At 67.8% G+C, this 19770-nt stretch carries 9 protein-coding genes; 5 read left to right on the top strand and 4 right to left on the bottom strand.

All coding sequences use genetic code 11. The annotated features are described in order from the left end of the window. Window positions 1–25 precede the first annotated feature (25 nt). Window positions 26–2263, bottom strand: coding sequence for a TonB-dependent receptor (locus C1707_RS15965; RefSeq protein ID WP_101715901.1), 2238 nt, complete (start codon window positions 2261–2263; stop codon window positions 26–28). A 156-nt stretch (window positions 2264–2419) separates the two neighbouring features. Here C1707_RS15965 and C1707_RS15960 point away from each other — a divergent pair, with 156 nt between their 5' ends. The 5 genes from C1707_RS15960 (at window position 2420) to C1707_RS15940 (ending at window position 9819) form a co-directional block, all read left to right on the top strand. After that, a complete protein-coding gene (locus tag C1707_RS15960) occupies window positions 2420–4297 on the top strand; it encodes a glycoside hydrolase family 2 protein (RefSeq protein ID WP_101715900.1) in 1878 nt (625 codons plus the stop codon). Continuing rightward, the gene (locus C1707_RS15955) at window positions 4294–5535 is read left to right on the top strand and encodes an SGNH/GDSL hydrolase family protein (RefSeq protein WP_101715899.1); all 1242 of its coding nucleotides are present in this window, start codon (window positions 4294–4296) and stop codon (window positions 5533–5535) included. Before C1707_RS15960 ends, C1707_RS15955 begins: the two co-directional genes overlap by 4 nt. 10 nt (window positions 5536–5545) lie before the next feature. After that, entirely contained in the window at window positions 5546–6457 is a 912-nt protein-coding gene (locus C1707_RS15950; protein WP_101715898.1) for a polysaccharide deacetylase family protein, read from the top strand. 72 nt (window positions 6458–6529) lie between these two features. Next, window positions 6530–7183: a hypothetical protein gene (locus C1707_RS26205; RefSeq protein ID WP_145998504.1), complete on the top strand. Its 654-nt coding sequence runs from the start codon at window positions 6530–6532 to the stop codon at window positions 7181–7183. A gap of 470 nt (window positions 7184–7653) precedes the next feature. Beyond that, a complete protein-coding gene (locus tag C1707_RS15940) occupies window positions 7654–9819 on the top strand; it encodes a galactocerebrosidase (protein WP_101715896.1) in 2166 nt (721 codons plus the stop codon). 947 nt (window positions 9820–10766) lie between these two features. Here the strand turns inward: C1707_RS15940 and C1707_RS15930 are convergent. The 3 genes from C1707_RS15930 to C1707_RS15920 form a co-directional block, all read right to left on the bottom strand. Then, entirely contained in the window at window positions 10767–14393 is a 3627-nt protein-coding gene (locus C1707_RS15930; RefSeq protein WP_101713488.1) for a TonB-dependent receptor, read from the bottom strand. A gap of 477 nt (window positions 14394–14870) precedes the next feature. Continuing rightward, window positions 14871–16127, bottom strand: a complete 1257-nt coding sequence (locus C1707_RS15925; protein WP_101713489.1) for a pectate lyase family protein — start codon at window positions 16125–16127, stop codon at window positions 14871–14873. A 143-nt stretch (window positions 16128–16270) separates the two neighbouring features. Further along, window positions 16271–19681, bottom strand: coding sequence for a TonB-dependent receptor domain-containing protein (locus C1707_RS15920; protein ID WP_240633719.1), 3411 nt, complete (start codon window positions 19679–19681; stop codon window positions 16271–16273). Between the last annotated feature and the right edge of the window lie 89 nt (window positions 19682–19770).

Here is a 19770-nt window from a genome sequence, read left to right as displayed (position 1 = left end):
GACGACCCCCGCGCGCCCCGCCCGATCAGAACGTCATCGACGCCCGGATCCCGCCGTAGCGCTTGAAGTCGCGCGGCAGGAAGGCCTGCACCGCCAGCTGGTTGCCGTAGGCGCCGTAGTTGTTGACGAGATTGGTGTAGTAGCCCTCGTCGAACAGGTTGTTGACGAAGGCCGTCACCTGGTAGCCGCGGGCCTTGTCGCGCACGCCCACCGACAGGTTGACGACCGCATAGCCCTTCTGGACGGTCAGCGGATCCTGGCTCAGCGAGTAGTTGACGCTGCTCTGGTAGTTGGCCGCCACGTTGGCCACGCCCTCCAGGTCGCCGACCAGCGGACGCACGTACTCGGCGCCGGCGCTCAGCTTCCACTTCGGCGCCTGTGGCGGGCGCTCGCCGGCCAGGTTCTGGCGGGCGGGCGAGCCGGTGCAGCCCTGTGCGGCCGTCTGGCCGGGCCAGCACTGGGCGCCGGCGAACTGGGTGATCTCGGCGTCCAGATAGGCGACCGAGCCCGACAGCGTCAGGCCGTCGACCAGGCGGGCGGTGCTTTCGACCTCTATCCCGCGCGTGCGGATCGCGCCCACGTTGGTCAGGCGGAAGTTCTGGGTGCCGTCGGGCAGCAGCTCCGCGCCCTGGGCCTGGAAGTCCTCGTACTCGGTGTTGAACACCGTGGCGTTCAGGGTCACGCGACGATCCAGGAACCGCGAGCGCACGCCGACCTGGATGTCCTCCGAGCTTTCCGGACGAACGGGGCCAAGGTCGGCGCGGGCCTGGTTGAAGCCGGTGGTCAGGTCGTAGCTCTGGCCCTTGTGGCCGGTGGCCCAGGTGGCGAACACCATCACGTCGTCGGCCAGCTTGTGCTGCACGCCCACCCGGTAGGTGGCGTAGTCGTCGCTGGCGCCGTCGGCCCAGGCGGCGGCCGGGCCGGCGCGCAGGTCGCGGAAGGTGTAGCCGATCTTCTCGCGGCCTAGACGCAGGCCGCCGATCAGGGTCGTGCCCTCGACGACGTCATACTCCAGCTGGCCGAACACCGAGTTCTCGTTCGAGCCCGAGGTGGCGTCCCAGTTGGCCTGCGAGAAGGCCGGGCCGCGGAAGAAGTAGCGGCGATAGTTCACGTCGGCGTGGAAGGCGCCCAGGGTGTAGCGCAGGCGGTTCGAGCCGTTCGAGACCAGGCGGATTTCCTGGCTGAACTGGTCGGCCGAGAACAGGCCGTTGGCGTAGTTGTTGACGCTCAGCGCGGACTCGTCCTGGTCGAAGGCGTCCAGCATCTTGTAGCGGTCGTTGGCGGTGACCGAGATCAGGGTCGCGAAGCCCAGGTCGTAGGTCAGCTTCAGCGACTGGGCGAAGTCCTCGTAGTCCGAGCCGGTGGTGACGTTGTTGACCACCGAGCTGTTGTTCGAACCCACCGTCACGCCCGGCGCGAACACCGCCGGCGTCCAGGCCGCGTTGCCGCGCAGGCGGGCGTCCGGCGACAGGGCGATGAACGGCCGGCCGGCCGTGGTGTCGCCCTTCAGGTAGTCGACCGCCAGGGTGGCGCTGAACTTGTCGGTCGGGTCCCAGACCAGCTTGTTGCGGGTGGCGAAGGTCTCGCGGCCGTTGACCTTCTCGCCGTTGTACAGGTTGTCGATATTGCCCTCGAAGCTGGTGTAGCTGTTCGACGAGCGGAACCGCAGGGTGTCGGTGATCGGGCCCGAGATCGAGGCGCCGAGGCCGACTTCACTGTCGGTGGTGGCCAGGGCGCTGACCTTGCCGGTCAGCTCGCGGGTCGGACCCGGGGTGACGATGTTGATCAGGCCGGCCGAGGCCGACTTGCCGTAGAGCGTGCTCTGGGGGCCGCGCAGCACCTCGATGCGCTCCACGTCGGCCAGGTCGGCGAAGGCGCGGGCCTGGAAGGCGATCGGCACGTCGTCGACCACCACGGCCACGCTGGGCTCGACGCCCACGCCGAAGGCGAAGGTGCCCACGCCGCGGATCGAGACCGAGGCGTTCACCGGGTTGTCGGCCGGACGCACGATCAGCGACGGCGCCACCTTGGTCAGGTCGGTGAACTCGCGCACGGCGGCGGCTTCGAGCTGGTCGCCGCCGATCACCTGCACGGCCATCGGCACGTCCTGGACGTTCTGCGAGCGCTTCTGGGCGGTGACGACGATCTCGCCGACGACGCCGTCATCCACCGTTTCCTGGGCGTGGGCGAAGCCGCCGAAAGCGGTCAGGGCGATCCCCGCCGAGATCCCGCCCAGCGCCGTCGTGCTGAAAAACCGCCGCATACCTGACTCCCACATTCTGAAGGGTTCTTCGACCCGATGGGAGTGCACATAGAGATTGGTCATACCGATTGCAATAGCGGCCTGACCATGCGCCCTGGCCAAACTTGACCAAACCCTCTAGGAGAGAGGCAAGTACGATTTAGGGAGAAAGCCGCCATGACGCCCAGCCGTCGCCAGCTCCTGGCTGGAGCCGCCCTGACCGCCAGCGCCGCCGTCGCCGCGCAGGTCCAGGCCCAGGAAAAAGCTCAGGGCAAGGCCGCCTCCCCGCCCCTCGCCGCCGGTGACGAGCCGCTGCTGCTGTTCGCCCAGCACGACCGCCCGCGCACCACGCTGGACGGCCTGTGGGCCTACATCCTCGACCAGAACGACTCCGCCTTCCGCAAGCCCAACGCCCGCCGCGCCTTCTGGCTGGACGAGGCCCAGAAGCCCGGCGGCCCCGTCGTCGAGTACGACTGGGGCGCCTCGCCGCGCATGGAAATCCCCGGCGACTGGAACACCCGCGATCCGTCGCTGGAATGGTACGACGGCCCGATCTACTTCCATCGCCGCTTCCAGGCCCCGGCCGATACGGGCGGCCGCCGCTTCCTCAGCTTCGAGGCCGTGAACTACGACGCCGTCGTCTGGCTGAACGGCCAGGAGATCGGCCGCCACGAAGGCGGCTTCACGCCCTTCGTCTTCGAGGTCACCGGCAAGCTGAAGGCCGGCGAGAATGTCGTGGTGCTGCGCGTCGACGACCGCGTTGGCCCCGAGACCCTGCCCTCGCTCGACTTCGACTGGAAGAACTACGGCGGCATCACCCGCTCGGTCTGGCTGGTCGAGACGCCCGCCACCTTCCTGCGCGACGCCTTCCTGCGGCTGGAAGCCGGCCAGATCGTCGCCGACCTGCGCGCCGACGGCCCGGCCGCCGCCGGCCTGGAGGTCTCGGTCGCCATCGCCGGCCTGAACCTGACGCTGACCGGCAAGACCGGCCCCGACGGCCGCGCCCGCCTGTCGGCCAAACCCCCGCGCGGGCTGAAGCTGTGGTCGCCGGAAACGCCGACGCTGTACGACGTCACCTTCAAGGCCGGCGAGGACGTGCGCCGAGAGCGCGTCGGCTTCCGCACGCTGGAGGCCCGCGGCCGCCAGATCCTGGTCAACGGCAAGCCGCGCTTCATCCGCGGCATCGCCCTGCACGAAGAGCCGCTGGGCGCCCAGGGCGGCCGCGTCATGACCCCGCCCGAGGCCCGCGCCCTGCTGGAAGAGGCCAAGGCCCTGGGCTGCGACATGGTCCGCCTGGCGCACTATCCGCACACGGAAAGCACCGTGCGCCTTTGCGACGAGATCGGCCTGCTGGTCTGGTCGGAGATCCCCGTCTACTGGGACGACGTCGCCTACGAGAGCCCCAAGACCCTCACCCTGGCCCGCGCCATGGCCGCCGAGATGGTGGTCCGCGACCGCAACCGCGCCAGCGTCGCCTTCTGGTCGGTGGCCAACGAGACGCCGACCCACCAGGCCCGCACCACCTTCCTGCGCCACGTGGTCGCCGACATCCGCCGCCTCGACCCCACCCGCCTGCTGACCGCGGCCCTGAACAAGAACATCGACGTCGGCGGCGCCAAGGCCGGCCAGAACCAGTTCGTGGTCGACGACCCGCTGGCGCCCGACCTCGATGTGGTGGCCATCAACCAGTACGAGGGCTGGTACGGGCCGCGCACGCCCGACCAGGCCAAGACCGTGCGGTTCTCCAATCCGCACGACAAGCCGATGATGATGAGCGAGTTCGGCGCCGACGCCCTCTACGGCGAGCGCGGCCCGAAGGAGAACCGCTGGACCGAGGAGTACCAGGCCTGGGTATTCGAGGAGACCCTGGCCCTGCTCGACCGCGACGGCTTCGTCGGCGTCAGTCCGTGGGTGCTGAAGGACTTCCGCTCGCCGCGTCGCTGGCACGCCCGCTACCAGGACTACTGGAACCGTAAGGGCCTGGTCAGCAACGAGGGCCGCCGCAAGCTCGCCTTCGAGACCCTGCGCCGCTACTACGCCGGCAAGACCTCGTGACGCCCGCCGTCCGCGCCCTGACCGGCGCCGCCCTTGCCCTCGTGCTGGCCCTGCCCGTCCAGGCCGCCGACCGCTGGGCCGCCAGCTGGTCGACGGCGGTCGTGCCTCTGGACGAGATGAAGGGCCTGCCCGCCGACGGCGGCGACTTCACCATCCGCCAGGTCATGCGGCTGTCGTCGGGAGGCCAACGCCTTCGCCTGCGCTTCACCAACGCGCTGGGGACCGCGCCGCTTCGCATCGAGGGCGCCCACCTGGCCCATTCGGTCGGGGCGGGCAGCGCGGCGATCGTCGCCGGCAGCGACCGGGCGATCACCTTCGACGGCAAGCCGGGCGTGACCATCCCGCCGGGCGCGATCTTCCTGTCCGATCCGATCGACCTGCCCTCGCCCGCCCTGCAGCCCCTGGCCGTCAGCCTGCACATGAAGGACGCGCCCAAGACCTTCACCGTCCACCGCGCCGCCCGCACCACGGCCTATGTCGCGTCCGGCGACCAGGCCAGCGCCGCCGACCTGCCGGGCGCGACGACGCTGATCCAGTGGACCCAGATCGCCGCCGTCGACGTGTCGGGTCCGGCCGTGGAGACGGTGGCGACCTTCGGCGATTCCATCACCGACGGCAGCGGCGCCGGCGTCGACCGCTACGAGCGCTGGCCCGACGTCCTGGCCCAGCGCCTGCAGGCCGATCCGAAGACCCGCCATATCGGCGTGGTCAACGCCGGCATCGGCGGCAACCGCCTGCTGAAGGACGGCAACGGCCCCAATGGCCTGGCCCGCTTCGACCGCGACGTGCTGTCCCTGCCGGGCCTGACCACGGTGATCGTGCTGATCGGCGTCAACGACATCGGCACGCTGTCGCGCGAGGGCGAGGTCACGGCCGAAAAGCGCCAGGCCGTCGTCGAGGGCCTGGCCGCCGGCTACCGCCAGTTGGTCGAGCGCGCCCACGCCCGGAACGTGCGGGTGATCGGCGCCACCATCCTGCCGTTCGGCGGCACCAAGACCTATCGCTCCGACGCGGACGCCGACGCCGACCGCCGCGCCGTCAACCAGTGGATCCGCACGGCCGGCGTGTTCGACGCCGTCGTCGATTTCGACAAGGTCGCCGCCGATCCGGCCGATCCCTCGCGGCTTCTGCCCGCCTACGACTCCGGCGACAAACTGCATCCGTCGCCGGCCGGCTATCAGGCCCTAGGTTCGGCCGTGCCGCTGAACCTGCTGGTCTCGCCCGCCCGCAAACGCTGAGGAAGCCGCCATGCGCCGCACCGCCGCCCTGGTCCTGATGCTGACCGTCGCCCTCCCCGCTACGGCGTCGGCGCAAGGCTTCGACGTCGCCGTCACCGTCGACGACCTGCCCGTCCACGGCGCCCTGCCGCCGGGCATGACCCGCCTGTCGATCGCCCGCTCGCACATCGAGACCTTCAAGGCCCACGGCGTCGCCGAGGCCTTCGGCTTCGTCAACGCGGCCAAGGCGACCGACGCCGAAACCAACGCCGTGCTCGACGCCTGGCGCGCGGCCGGCCACCCGCTCGGCAACCACACCGCTACCCACCTCAATCTCGAAAAGGCCGACACGCTGGAGGCCTGGATCGCCGACCTGGAAGCCGGCCAGCCGGCCGTGGCCGAGCGGATGAAGGGCCAGGACTGGCGGTATCTGAGGTTTCCCAACCTGACGGCCGGCACGCGCCCCGAGCGCCACGACGGCGCGGCCGCCTACCTCGCCGCCCACGGCTACAAGGTCGCCCACGTCACCTTCTCGTTCAGCGACTGGAGCTACAGCGACGCCTACGCCCGCTGCGTGGCCAGGAACGACCAGGCCGCCATCAGGACGATGGAGGACCAATACCTGCGCGGCGTCGACGACGGCGTCGCCCGCATGCGGGCCGTCTCTCAAAGGGTCTACGGCCGGATGATCCCGCAGGTGCTGCTGACCCACATCGGCGGCTGGTCGGCGCACATGCTGCCCGAGGTGCTCGACCGCCTCGACGCCGCCGGCGCCCGCTACGTCACTCTCGAAGCGGCCCAGAAGGATCCGGCCTACGCCGAGGCGCAAGCCTTGCCCGGCGGCGGCGGGATCATGGACCGCACGGCCAAGGCCCGGAATATCGACCTGTCGGGGATCGTCGCCCCATCCGAGCAGGTGGACTCCAAGACGCTCTGCCGCTGAGACGCCTCTTCTTGTCGTCACTTTCTCGCCACTGCGCTCTATGCTGACGCCAACCTCTACCAGGAGAGCAAGATGGCTCCTTCCGCACCTCGCATAGGCTCGGCGACTCCCGCAGAAATTTATCTCTCGGTGGGATTGGCTCTAAGTTGGTGGGAAGCGTCTGAGGACGTGCTCATGGGAGTCTTCCATCGGTTGTGCGCGAAAAGCGAGCCCACCACTTTTGAGACCTATGTCGGGTCTTCGCGGTCGGCGCGCAGCAAGATGCTGCTGTCTGCACTGACCCGATACAAGCGCCGCTTCCTCGATGCTGAACTTGCTGAAATTCGCAGAGCCATGAAGGCTTTGGATCGTCTCGCTTCAATGCGAAATCAGATAGCCCATGGCCACGTGGGCAACACCAAGCAGGTCGTGGACGACGTGATCGTCATGGAAGGCAATTTCCTACTGCCCTCCTTGAACGAGGCTGGCCACCAAGTCATGCGAGACTACCGCTACGCCCATACAGCTGCGGAAATCGATGCTTGGCGCGACCAAGTAAGAGACGAGCGGGCAAGGATCATGGATGCAGAGCTCGCCGCAGTCGTGCGTGCGCAGAATTCTCACATGGCGATGTCTTCCGACGATCTCAGAGCACTGTCGATAGTCGAGGCGATCAGTGAAGGGCGAATTCCAATATCCGGGTTCGAAATCAAGTCGAGACCCGCTCCTGGCGATCATAGCTCTTGAGAGCGCTCGACGTGTGCATCGCGCAACGATAGGTGTGAGCACGCGAGCTGCAGTCCCGCCCCGCGCCCAACAACCACGAAATCCGTCCACTTCGGCTTGGATCGCCAATAGCGGTGAATGTTCCTGACCCCCGGCGGGACTGACGGTGCAGGGCCACGACACCGCGCAAAAAAAGGCCGACCCGTCGTCGTGGTCGGCCTGGAGGGGAACTATGAAGTTTGCGGTCGGCTCGCAGACGCCGAACACCCTCCTTCTCTAGCGGCAAACATCGTTCGATGCAATAGCGGCCTGACCAATTTTCACAACCCAGGGGCTATTACCGCTACCATCCAAAACGAGAGTATCTCCATATTTCACAAAGGGTTTTGATTTATACGACCAGTCCCTTCCCCTCCCGCACGCGTCGACGCTAGGATGCGTGAAACCATCTTGGTCAGACCAATGGAAGGCGCTGGGAGGCGCTCGCGATCATGGCACGCCGCACCCCTTCGCCACGCCCCCTGATGCTGGGCGCGGCGCTCGCCGTCCTGGCCGGCGCCGCCCAGGCCGCCGAGATCCGCGAGGTCCGCCTCGACGGCCAGGCCGGCGGCAAGCGCTTCGACGGGATCGGCGTGGTCGAGGGCGGCGGGGCGACCGGCGTCCTGCTGAAGGACTACCCCGAGCCCCAGCGCGGCCAGATCCTCGACCTGCTGTTCAAGCCGAACTTCGGCGCCTCGGTCGGCGCCCTCTATGTCGAGATCCCCGGCGACGGCAACTCGACGCAAGGGTCCATCCCCAGCCACATGCACGCGCGCGACGACCTCGACTACCGGCGCGGCTACATGTGGTGGGAGATGGTCGAGGCGAGGAAGCGCAACCCCCGCCTCTCCCTCGACGGCGCGGCCTGGAGCGCGCCCGGATGGATCGGCTCGTCCGGCAAGGTCTACGACCAGAGCACCGGCAAGGACTACCGCCTCGACCAGCCGTTCTATTCGCAGGACATGGAGGCCTACTACGTCAGCTGGCTGAAAGGCCTGCGCGACGTGCACGGCCTGACGCTCGACGCCATCGGCCCGCGCAACGAAAAGGGCGCCAGCTACGACTTCGCCAAGAGCTTCCGCCGCACGCTGAACGACAACGGCTTCCCCTCGGTCAAGCTGCACGGCTTCGACAACTGGCCCGATCCATGGAAGTTCAAGTTCGTCGACGACATGGCGACCGACAAGGACCTGCGCGACGCCGTCGACATCGTCAGCGCCCACAACAACGCGCCCAAGTCGTTCGTCCCGGCCGAGATCCAGGCCAAGGCCGCCGCGATGGGCAAGCCGATGTGGAACACCGAGCAGCACGTCTACGAGCCTGGCTATTCGGCGCTGATCGGCCTGGTCGAGGCCTTCAACGACAACTACGTCCGCAGCGGCTTCACCAAGGTCGTCAACTGGTACGGCATCGCCGGCGTCTACGAGACCCAGCCCTATTCCGGCGAAAAGGAAGCCGCCATCCGCGCCAACTGGCCCTGGAGCGGCCACTACGCGATCAACCCCGCGCTCTGGGGCTACGCCCACTACGGCCAGTTCACGCAGGTCGGCTGGACCTACCTGGCCGGCGCTAGCGGCGAGCTGTCGGGCGGCGGCTCGTTCGTCACCCTGAAATCGCCGGGCGACGACTACAGCGTCATCGTCGAGACGCGCGGCGCGAGCGAGCCGCAGATCCTGCGGCTGTCGGTGGCCGGGGGCCTGTCGACCCGCGACCTCGCCGTCTGGCGCAGCACCGAACGCGAGCACTTCGCCCGCCAGCCGGACCTGGCCCTGAAGGACGGCGTTCTGACCGTGACGCTCGAGCCGAACGCGGTCTATTCGCTGACCACCACGCGGGGCCAGACCAAGGGCGGCTTCGGCGCCGTGCCGCCCAAGCGCGCGTTCCCCTTTCCCTATGCCGAAACCTTCGAGGGTTACGGTGCGCCCCAGACCCGGGGCTGGCAGCCGCGCTACCTGGCCGACATCTCCGGCGCCTTCGAGCTGGCCAGATGCCCGGCGCGCGAGGGAACCTGCCTGCGCCAGGCCGCTCCGGTCCCGACGCTGTCCTGGGCGCCGGACTGGAAGCCCTACACGATCCTCGGCGACGGGGCCTGGCGCGACTACGCCGTCGCCGTCGACGTGCGGCTGGCGGCCGGCGAACGCGCCGCCGTCATGGGCCGCATCGCCCAGGTCGGCACGGGCTACGGCGTGATCCCCAAGGGCTACTATCTCGAACTGGCCGCCGACGGCGAGGCGCGCCTGGTGGTCGCGCGCGGCAAGATCGACAAGAAGAAGCTGGTCGGCGACGCCGAGCAGCAGGCGATCATCAAGGCCGGCGGCGACACGGGCGAAGGCGGCGAGAAGCTTCTGGCCCAGACCCGCCTGGCCGGCGTCGCGCCCGGCCAGTGGCGACGCCTGGAACTGCGCTTCGAAAGCGAGACGATCACCGGCCTCGTCGACGGCAAGCCCGTCCTGTCCGCGACCGACACCCTCTATCCCTCCGGCATGGCGGGACTGATGGCCGGCCCGAACGGCGCGGCGCTCAGCATGCCCTATTTCGACGACCTGAAGATCACCGGCCGCCACCCCGCCTCCCCCACCCCGCCCCTGCCGCCCCCGATCTACGCGGCGGGACCGTAAGATCCTCCCCCTCCGGAGGAGGTGGCCCGGAGGGGGGCGTTTTTCAGCTTTCGAGGCGGTGGCCAAAGCCCTTCCCCCTTGATGGGGGAAGGGTTGGGATGGGGGTGACGCGGCCGTTCCGCCTCCACCGCCGCATCAGGACCGACCGCCGCAGCCACCCCCAACCCCGGCCCCTCCCACATCGAGGGGGAAGGGAGAAGACGACCCGACGGGGATCCAGCCCCGTCGATCCTCTGCGTTCAGCGAAAAGACCTGAACGATCTCAACTTCTTGCAACTTTCTCACGGTGCTGGATCAGACGGATCCAGACCGCCCGCATAATCACTTCATCCCGTCGCAGGGAGAGGGCGCAAGGATCCGGCCCGAAGCGTGCGACGCGGATGCGATCGAGCGGGGCTGAAGGAGCGGCGTGAGCCGGGCCTGAAGGCTTAAATGAGGATGGGGGACGTAAACCCATCCATCGGGAGCTTGCCTGACTAGGCTCCCGCCCGCCCAAGGGTCCGCGCCTAGCACGCACTCCTGGCCGTCAAGAAACGGGGAGCTCTGCGTGGGGAAGGGGCACAAGGCGGAAGAGGCCTGCGCGCCCCGGCCTGAGGAATAACGATCGCGCGGGGCGTCTAAGCTTCGTCGAAACGGTAATTGAAACTCACACATCCGGGCGAAGCCCGGACGCCCCTCGCCCTCTCCACTTACCATCGCAGCGAAAGCGCGAGGCCGAAAAGCCGTGCGTCCTTCGAGGCCCGCTGCGCGGGCGCCTCAGGATGAGGACGCTGGTGCACGACTGCCTCATCCTGAGGTGCGAGCTGAAGGCGAGCCTCGAAGGACGCACGGCGACGCCGATAAATCCTCCTTCTCTGCGGGACGCAGCCCTGAGGGGGCGGCGCCCACAAAGCAAAAGGCCCTCCCCTGTTTCCAGGGGAGGGCCAGTCGCCAACCGGATGGAGAGTCTAGTTCCGGTAGGTGAAGCCGAGGGCGAAGCGCGAGCCGCCGTACTGGACCGACCAGGGATTGGCGCGACCTTCGAAGCCGCGGTCGTCCGAGCCCACCGACAGGCGGGCGGCCTGCAGCAGGTTGCGGCCTTCCAGATAGATCTCGAGGTTCTTGTTGATCCGCCGCGAGATCTTGGCGTCCAGGTATTCGTACTTCTCCGAGTAGTAGGGCTCGCTCGGATTGTACGGGAAGCGCACGTAGTTGCCGATGTTGGTGTTGGGCGCATTGGCCACCGGCGAGGCGCTGGTGTTGCCGCACGGCGAGATGCAGGTCAGCACCCGGTCGCGGGCCTGGTAGGCGATGCGGGCCTTGGTGACGCCGTCGTCATACCAGAACACCAGGTTGGCGAAGTACTTCGACTGCCCTTGCGGATCGAGCGCCTCGGCGGTCAGCGGGTCCATGTAGGTGATCGCCGTGCCCGACTTTGTGGTCGAGATGTTGAAGTCCATGCCGGTCTTGCTGAGCTTCCACGGCAGGTAGGTGAAGGCGGTCTTGGCCACGAACTCCCAGCCCGACTGCACGTAGCCGGGGCCGTTCTCGTAGGTGGTCATGCCGAACTCGTAGTCCGAGAACTTCTTGCCGCCGGTGCCCGGAATCTCGATGTCGGTGCCTTCGAAGACGTTGGCGTTCTTGACCGGCACGGCCAGCGGCCCGCCGACCCGCACCTTCTGGCGGTAGTAGGCCAGGCTGAACGAGGTGTCGCGGTTGGGATACCACTCCAGGCTCGTGTTGTTCTTGGTCGCCTGGTACGGCTTCAGATTGGCGTTGCCGAAGGTGCCGCAGGTCATGTCCTGCTCCGAACCGTCGGCGTCGCTGACGCCGACCCGGCGCTCGTCGTAGGTGCAGGTGCCGCCCGGCCACAGGTACTTCATGGCCGGCGGGGCGATGGTCTTGGCCCAGCTGTAGCGCAGCACGACCTTGTCGGGGATCGCCCAGAGGGCCGCGTTGTACGACGGCAGCCAGCCGGTGTAGCTCTTGTTGATCGACACCGGCCGAACGCGATTGGTCGTGACGATGCCGGCGGCCAGGTTGGGGTTGTTGGGATCGAAGGCCGGCGTCTTGAAGGTGGTGGCCAGGGTCACGTAGCCCGAGCCCTCGACCTCGGACTTGAACATCCGGGTGCCCAGGTTGCCGCGGAACTCCATGCCGAACGGCAGGTCGTGGGCCAGGTCGGCCATCCAGTACCAGGAGCTCATCGTCTCCTCGGTCTCGTTGAACGGCTGCTTGTAGACGTTGCCGTCGCTGGCCTTGCACTCCTTGAGGCAGTCGAAGTTGTAGTTCACGGCGCCGGCCATCTGCGAGAAGGCCTTCTTGACGTCGATGCTGTCCCACAGCTCCAGGCCCGAAACGCCCTTGTAACCCGGCATGAACTTGCCAGAGTTGTGCTCGATCGAGCTCTGGAAGATGTCGATCAGCTGGGCCTGGGTCAGGGTCTCCAGGCCGTACAGGAAGTTGACGCCGGTGGTCGCGTTGGGGACGTAGCCGTAGGCGCAGGCGTTGGCCGGCAGCGTCGACGCCACGTTCGCGCAGGCCCGCACGTCGCCGCGCAGGGTCAGGGTCGGCACGAAGACGCCGGGGTCGGGCGAGTAGCCGCCGCCGCCCCACGAATTGGCCGTGCCCTTGCGATAGAGGATGCCCGCCTTGAAGCGCGTGAACAGCGGCATGTCGGGCAGGTAGGTGACGTCGAACTTCAGCTGGTCTTCGGCGCTCTCAACCTTCCGCGGGTTGAAAACCAGACGGTAGGCGTTCGAATAGGCCGGCTGGCCCACCGCGGTCGGCACGTTCAGCTGGGCGTAGTTGCGCATGTCGGTGTCATCGAACGACGACGGCATGTCGATCGTCCAGATCCCGTTCTCCAGCGCGCGCATGGTGGCGTTGCCGTAGGTGTAGCTGCGCGAGAACCGCAGGTCGGTCCGCGAATAGTCGCTCTCGTTGCGGCCGAACAGCAGGTCCATGGTCAGCGGGCCGCGGTTGTAGTTGGCGCCGCCGGAGATGTAGTTCGTCTTCCAGATCTGGTCGTTCTGGATCTGGTCGATGCCCAGCGCGGCGTTGGTGATGTCGAACTGGGTCAGGTGGTGGTTGCCGTCCATCTGGATGGACCCCGGCACGATGTTGGCCGCCACGCCCATCAGCGGGAACGAGTTGTTGGTGACGGTCGAGCCCGGCGTCGTGTCGATCGTGAACGGCGCCGTCGGCATGCCCTGGTTGTAGATGTAGAAGCCGCCGCCCGGGATCGCGGAGAGCACGTTGGCCGTGCCGGCCGGATAGAAGGTGTTGGTGAGCAGCGAGGTCGCCGTCTGGTTCTGCGAGGCGGCGTAAAGCGAGGTGATGCCGCCGCGGGTGCGCTGGCGGTTGTTCTCGTTCTGCTCGCGGTTGGCGACCTGGTACTTGGCGAAGACCGTCAGGTCGTCGGTCACCCGGTAGTCGAAGCGCAGGTCCCAGGACAGGCGGTCTTCGTACTGGGTCAGGTTCTGGTCGCGCACCAGGTTGGGCGCGTAGTCGTTCCACTGGTTGAGACAGCTGATCTGAGCGTTGATCTGCGCGGCCTGGGCGGCCTGGCGGTTGGCGCTGTTGCTGCCGGCCACGATCGTGCCCAGCTGGGCGTCGGTCAGCGTCGGAAACGCGGTCAGGCACTCGGCCTTGGTCTTGGCCGCCGCCGACTTGGTGTAGATGTCCAGCGGCGTCGGGGCGTTGAAGGTCCCGCCCCCGACCATGGCCCACGAGGCGATCGGATCGTTGGCGCCGACGCCGTTGGCCGTGGCCGGGTTGTAGGTGAAGGTCTTGTCCGGCGAATTGTCGAAGTCGGCGAAGCGGGTGTAGCCCTGGGCGTTGTTCGAGCCGCCGTTGTTCAGCGCGTGGCTGTCGTTCAGGCGCTTGCTGTAGCTGATGTTGCCGATGACCCCGAGGCGGTCGTCGAGAAACTTGCGCGAGGCCACCAGGCCCAGTTCGGGCGAGGCCTTGCGCGACAGGGTGTTGCCGGCGGCCGCGCCGCGGATCGACAGGTAGGGCTTCTTGAAGTCCAGGCCCGTGCGGGTCTGGATCTGGACGGTGGCGCCCAGGCCGCCCGGGGTCATGTCGGCCGTCTGGCCCTTGATGACGTCCAGGCTCTTGATCATCTCGGCCGGGAACTCGCGAAGGTCGGCCGCGCGGCCGTCGCCGCCGCCGACGGCGAGGCTGAAACCCGAGGCGGCCACGCCCATGCCGTCCAGTTCGACGCGGGTCAGGTCCGCGCCGTTGCCGCGGATCGAGACGCCGTCGCCTTCGCCGAAGCCGTTGCGCTCGATCGCCACGCCGGCGATGCGCGACATGGCCTCGTTGACGTTGCTGTCGGGGAACGAGCCGACGTCGTCGGCGACGATGGAGTCCTGGGCCGTCGCGCTGCGCTTCTTGCGCGCGATCGACGACTGCTGCGAGGCGCGGGCCCCGACGACGATGGCCTCGACCTCGGTCGGAGACTCGACCGAGCCGGATGTCTTGACGGTTTCGGATTGTGCGACGGCATGCTGGACCGGCCAGACGGCCGCGCTCAAGGCGATGATCGACACGGCCGCGGCCGTGCGGCCGCGCGCGCTGAAGCGCTTCATTACTTCCTCTCCCAAAGTCTTCTTATTCTCGCGGGGGGCGTCTTTTGGCCGCCCGCCAGGCTCATGGACTGCAATCGGCGACGTCGCCCGGCCCTCCCTCGCGGCGGGTCCGGGCCGTCGCTATGCGCCGGCCGGTCTTGTCGTGATCATCGTTTCCTCCCGCCCTCGCCGACGGTCGATGCCGTCAGCCCATGCCATATTTGGCCTGACCACTTTGTTGCATACCCGAGATACTCAGACAAGTTATTGTTATGATCAATGCGACAAGCTCGTCGCCAAATGTCGAACGATGACAACGTTGACATGCGCATCGCGCAAAACCGCTCGAAAGCTCAAAACCTTCGGTGAAACAACGAACAACGCTCGCTCAGGCGCCTTGGCCCGAGCGAGCGGTATGGCCACCTGAGGCAGCCTTAAAAACTCCTACAAGTGATCGATGTTTTTCTGAAAGCGGCGGAAAAAGGCCGAATCGAGATGTCAGGCCTTGGCCCGACCGGCCGTCGCGTAGCCGCCGACCTCGGCCTCGTCGTCGATCACCCGACCGGTTCCGTCTTTCACCTGGCGCAGAACGCGGAGGTCCACGGCGTCGCGGTCCCAGGGGCGCGCGCCCGCCGTCGCCAACACGTGGCGCTCGACCGCCGAGGCAGGCAGGGCCTTCAGCCCCCTAGGCCAAAGGGGCGCGGCCGACAGCTCGCGCACCCGCGGCAAGGGCGTCGTCGGCAGCACGCGCAAGCCCGGCATCGCGCCGCCCCCGGCATAGGCCGCGAGATTGTCGCGGGCGAAGAGATCCAGATCCCCCTGCCCTTCGACGATCAGGAAAGGCAGGTCCGGCCGGGTCGAGGCCCCGCCGCGCACGACGTTGCCCACCAGCGCCAGCTGCCCCGTCTGCCAGGCCCGCCCCTCCCATTCAGGCGCGTTCAGCGCGTAGTGCATGGCCCGCGTGCCGGGATCGTAGACCAGGTTGTTGACCGAAACGGCGCTCACCGCGCCCTTGAACAGCTGGTTGCGCTCGAGGTTGTGGGCATAGAGGTTCCCGGCGATCAGCACCTGCGTCGCGTTGTCGTGAATCAGCGTGCCCTTGGAATGCTCGCCCTTCACGTGGCTGGCGTGGGAGAGACCCTCTGAGACGATGTTGTTGCTGAAGGTGATCCGGTGCGAGGTCCCCTCGCGCCAGGCCTCCACCGTGTCGCCGCCGTCGAAGCGCGGCCCGGAGGCCGACAGGTTCTCGTCGGTGGCCCAGGCGATCGAGCAGTGGTCGACGATGACGTCGCGGGCCTTCCAGCAGGTGACGCCGTCGACCTCCCAGCCGCTGCGATCGGGCGCGCCGTCCCGGCCGGCCCGCACCCGCAGATGGCGCAGCACGACGTCGTGGCTCTGCACCTCGATGCCGCCCCGGATGAAGGTGATCCCCGGCGACGGCGCGGTCTCGCCGGCCACGGTCAGGAATGGCTCGCGGATCCTGATGCTCTTGCGGCCAAGATCGATGACGCCGGCCACGTCGAACACCACCTTGCGCGGCCCCGAGGCCTCGACGGCCGCACGGAACGAGCCGGGCCCGTCGGCCGCCAGCGTCGTGACGCGCAGGACCCGTCCGCCCTCCCCGCCCCTGGCGCTGGCCCAGCCGAGCGCGGCGAAATCGGGCGCGGCCGCCCGCGCCGCGGCCGGCGCCAGCATGGCCGCTCCCGCGCTCGCCAGCATCGAGCGGCGGTCCACCATCAGGTCACGCATCGTCATCGCCCAACTCCAGGCCGACTGAAACAAAGAAGAGGCGGAGGACCGCGACGATCCTCCGCCGAGGCCGCCTTCGAGCCCTGGGGAAAGCCGAAGGGGTTGGCCGCCGCGCGGAGGGGCGCGGCGACCAGTCTCGTTGGCGCGCTCTAGTACTTGTAGCGCACGCCGATCCGGTAGTTGGGGCCGCTGCCGCCGTACGAGAGGATGACCGGGTCGTTGTAGACGAACCGCTCGGACTTCTCGTCGGTGATGTTCAGCGCCTCGAAGGTGATGCTGACCTGCTTCATCGGCTGGTAGCGCATCGAGAAGTCGACGTTCATCGTCGACTTGGCCCCTTCGAACTCGTTGATCAGGGGGCCGTCGCAGGCCGAGCCGTTGGCCTGCAGACCCGGATCGCAGTTGCCCGAGGCGATCGGATACTTGGTGTAGTACTGGTCGCGCTGGGCCATCGAGACGCGGGCGTTGAACTTCTTGGTCTCGTAATAGACCGTGAAGTTGATCCCCTTGGGCGAGGAGCCCAGCCACGGGCCGGTGCCGTAGACCGGCGCCTTGGTCACCGCGCCCGTCGTGGCGTTCACCGCGCCGGGGTCCAGGATGTACTTCAGCTCGGTGTCGAGCTTGGTCATGTTGAACTGGACGCCGAGGTTCTTGAAGTACCAGGGCAGGAAGGTGAAGTCCTGCTGGTAGCTGAACTCCCAGCCCTGCAGCACGCCGCCGGGCGCGTCGCGAACCTGGCGAGCCAGCATCACGTTGTCGGCGTCGATATAGGCGCGGCGGAAGATATCGCCGCCGGTCTCGCCCGGGAACTGCAGGCGCAGCTGGGCGATGGCGTCGGCGTCCAGGAACTCCGACAGCGGCGCTTCGTAGAAGACCGTCTGCGGGTAGGAGTCGATGTCCTTGCGGAAATAGCCCAGGCTGATCAGGCCGCCTTCGGTGAAGTACCATTCGGCGGCTACGTCGAAGGCCTTGCCGCGGAACGGCGAGAGCTTCGGGTTGCCGACCGTCAGCGTGCCGCCGGTGACCGAGCCGTCGCCCGGGATGCTGATGCCGGTGACGGCCGGCGACAGGTTGCCCAGCAGCGGGCGCGCCATGACCTTGGCCGCCGCGAAACGGATGTAGAGGTTGTCCCAGGCTTCCCAGGTCAGGTTACCGGACGGCAGGGTGTCGGTGTACTTGTTCTCGCCGCGGATCGGACGGCCGGCCGTGGTCTCGCCGACGGACTGGACCTCGGTCTCGGCCTGACGGACGCCGAAGTTGCCGAACAGGCGACGACCGCCCCAGACCTCGTAGTTGAAACCGAACTGGGCGTAGTAGGCGAGGTTCTTCTCGGCCACCTCGAACGAGGCCGAGCGGTTGCGCTTCCGGGTGATGCGGAAGTCGCCGTACTTGTTGATGCAGTCGCAGTCGAAGCCGAAGACGCTGCTGAACGCCTCCAGGTTCGGCGCATAGAAACGCGTGGTCGAGCCCTGCGGCACGTCCAGGCCCTGGCCGAACTCGATGACCTGGCCGAGCGAGGCGGCCGTGACGCCGGCTTCCTTCTCGGTCGGGTTCAGGAGGTCGTTGTTGCGCTCGTACTGGTCGGTCGAGAACTCGTACTCACGGCTGGTGACGCCGAACTTGATCGTCCAGTTGTCGTCCAGCTCGTAGGAGACGTCGATCTTGCCGCCGTTGTAGGTGTTCAGGGTGTTGCGCTTGTAGTGGCGCATGCCCGAGAAGCCCTTGACGATGCCCCACTTGTTGGGGTCGGCGGCGTCGAAGCCGGCGTCGAAGCGCGGCATGCCCGAAGCGCCCCGCTCGTCGAAGATGAACGGTTCCTGGGCGTCCATGTAGTTGAACTCGACCAGGGTGCCGGTGTTCTTGTTCTCCGACCGCGAGGCGCCGTAGGAGGCGGTCGCCTTGAGCCGGTCGCTGAACTCGTGGGTCAGTTCGGCCGACACCTGGCGGAAATCGGTGGTGTAGGCGCCGCGGTCGGCGCCAGAGCGCCAGTCGACATTCCCCAGCTTCAGGTACTCGGCGTTCTGGCCGACCACTTCGGCGTCCAGCAGCTTCACCGACGGACGGCCGATCAGGTCGCCGCGGAACGGCAGGCTGGAGGCGGGCCCCGCGTAACCCGGCGAGGACGGGCTGGTGTAGTACTCGTACGGGTCCAGGTTGTAGGGGTTGAAGCTGTAGGTGTAGCCGCTGACCGGGGTCTGTCCGTACAGCTGCTGGCCGCAATCCTGGCCGGGATTGAGGTCGGTCTCGGCGGTGAAGGTGCAGCCGCCCGGGTACAGCGCGCGACGCTGGGCGTCGGTCATGGCGCTGCCGTCGCGAGCCGTGGCGGTCGGCACGTTGGCGCCGTACTGGTAGCTGGCGTTGGTGTTGTTGCGGTTCAGGCCCACAGGCGACAGCTGGTAGTTGGTGCTGGTGCTCTCGAACCGCGAATAGAGGCCGTCGACCGTCAGCTTGGTGCGCGAGGTGATCTCGAACTGGACCGAACCGGTCAGGCCCAGGCGCTCGGTCTCGACGTCGCGCTGGGCGATCGACGGCAGCGCCGGGAAGCGGATCTGGCTGTCGTTGCAGCCCGGCGAGGTCGGGGTCAGGCCCGTCACCGGCTGGCCGCTGGTCGCCGCGCAGTTCGGATAGAGTTTGGCGTAAGCGGCCGGGTCCGAGCCCGTCATCTCCGCATAGGCCAGCGGGTTGGCGATCGGGTTGTAGTAGTTGGCGGGGTTGGCCTTGTAGGCGTCCAGCGCCGAGCCCGTCAGCGTGGTCGGGATCAGGGCCGTGAACACCGTGCCGGTCGGCGCGGCGAAGCCGGCGCGCCCGGGCAGCTCGTCGCCGGTCCAGGTCGAACCGCGATAGACATAGTCCGACGAGCCGCCGCCACGGGCGTAGGTGTCGTCCTCGGAGGTGCGCTTGGCGTAGGCGGCCGAGGCCAGCACGCCCAGGCGGCCATCGAACCAGCGGTTGGAGACGAGGCCGGTGATGCGCGGGCTGTGCTTCTTGCCGTTCTGGTAATAGCTGTCCTCGGCCGACAGGGCGAAGGCGCCCTTCTTGTAGTCGAACGGCCGCCCGGTGATCAGGTCGACGGTGGCGCCCAGCGAGCCTTCGTCGGCCTCGGCGGACGACGACTTGCGCACCCGCACCGAGCTGAACAGCTCCGAGGCGAAGGCGTTGAAGTCGAACGCACGCGAGCGGTTGGGGCTGGAGCCGGAGTCGTTGGAGGCGCCGGTCGACAGGGCCTCCATGTTGTTGATCCGCACACGGCTGAAGTCGCCGGACAGGCCGCGCACGCTGATCGTACGGCCCTCGCCGTTGTCGCGGTCGATCGAGATGCCCGGCAGGCGCTGCAGCGACTCCGCCAGGTTGGAGTCGGGGAAGTCTGCGATGTCCTCGGCGTTGATGGCGTCGAGCATCACGTCCGAGTTCTTCTTGGTGTCGATGGCGCTGCGCAGGGCCGCGCGGTAGCCGGTGACCACAACCTCGCTGACCGCGTTGTCGGTGATCGGCTGATCCGCCGGCGGCGCGGCCGCCTGGGCCAGCGCCACGGCCGGCGTCAGCAGCGCGGCCACAGTCATACTGGAAATCCCCGCCATAAGCCGCGCTCGCGGCCTGGCCTTGCCCGTCATCTGAGTGTTCATCCTCGTCTCCCTCCCAATTGTCTGAT

It is taken from the genome of Caulobacter flavus, assembly GCF_003722335.1.
GTDB classification, from domain to species: Bacteria; Pseudomonadota; Alphaproteobacteria; order Caulobacterales; family Caulobacteraceae; genus Caulobacter; species Caulobacter flavus.
The sequence above is the reverse complement of the archived record's forward strand: the minus strand, read 5'-3'. Positions and strand labels throughout refer to the sequence as shown.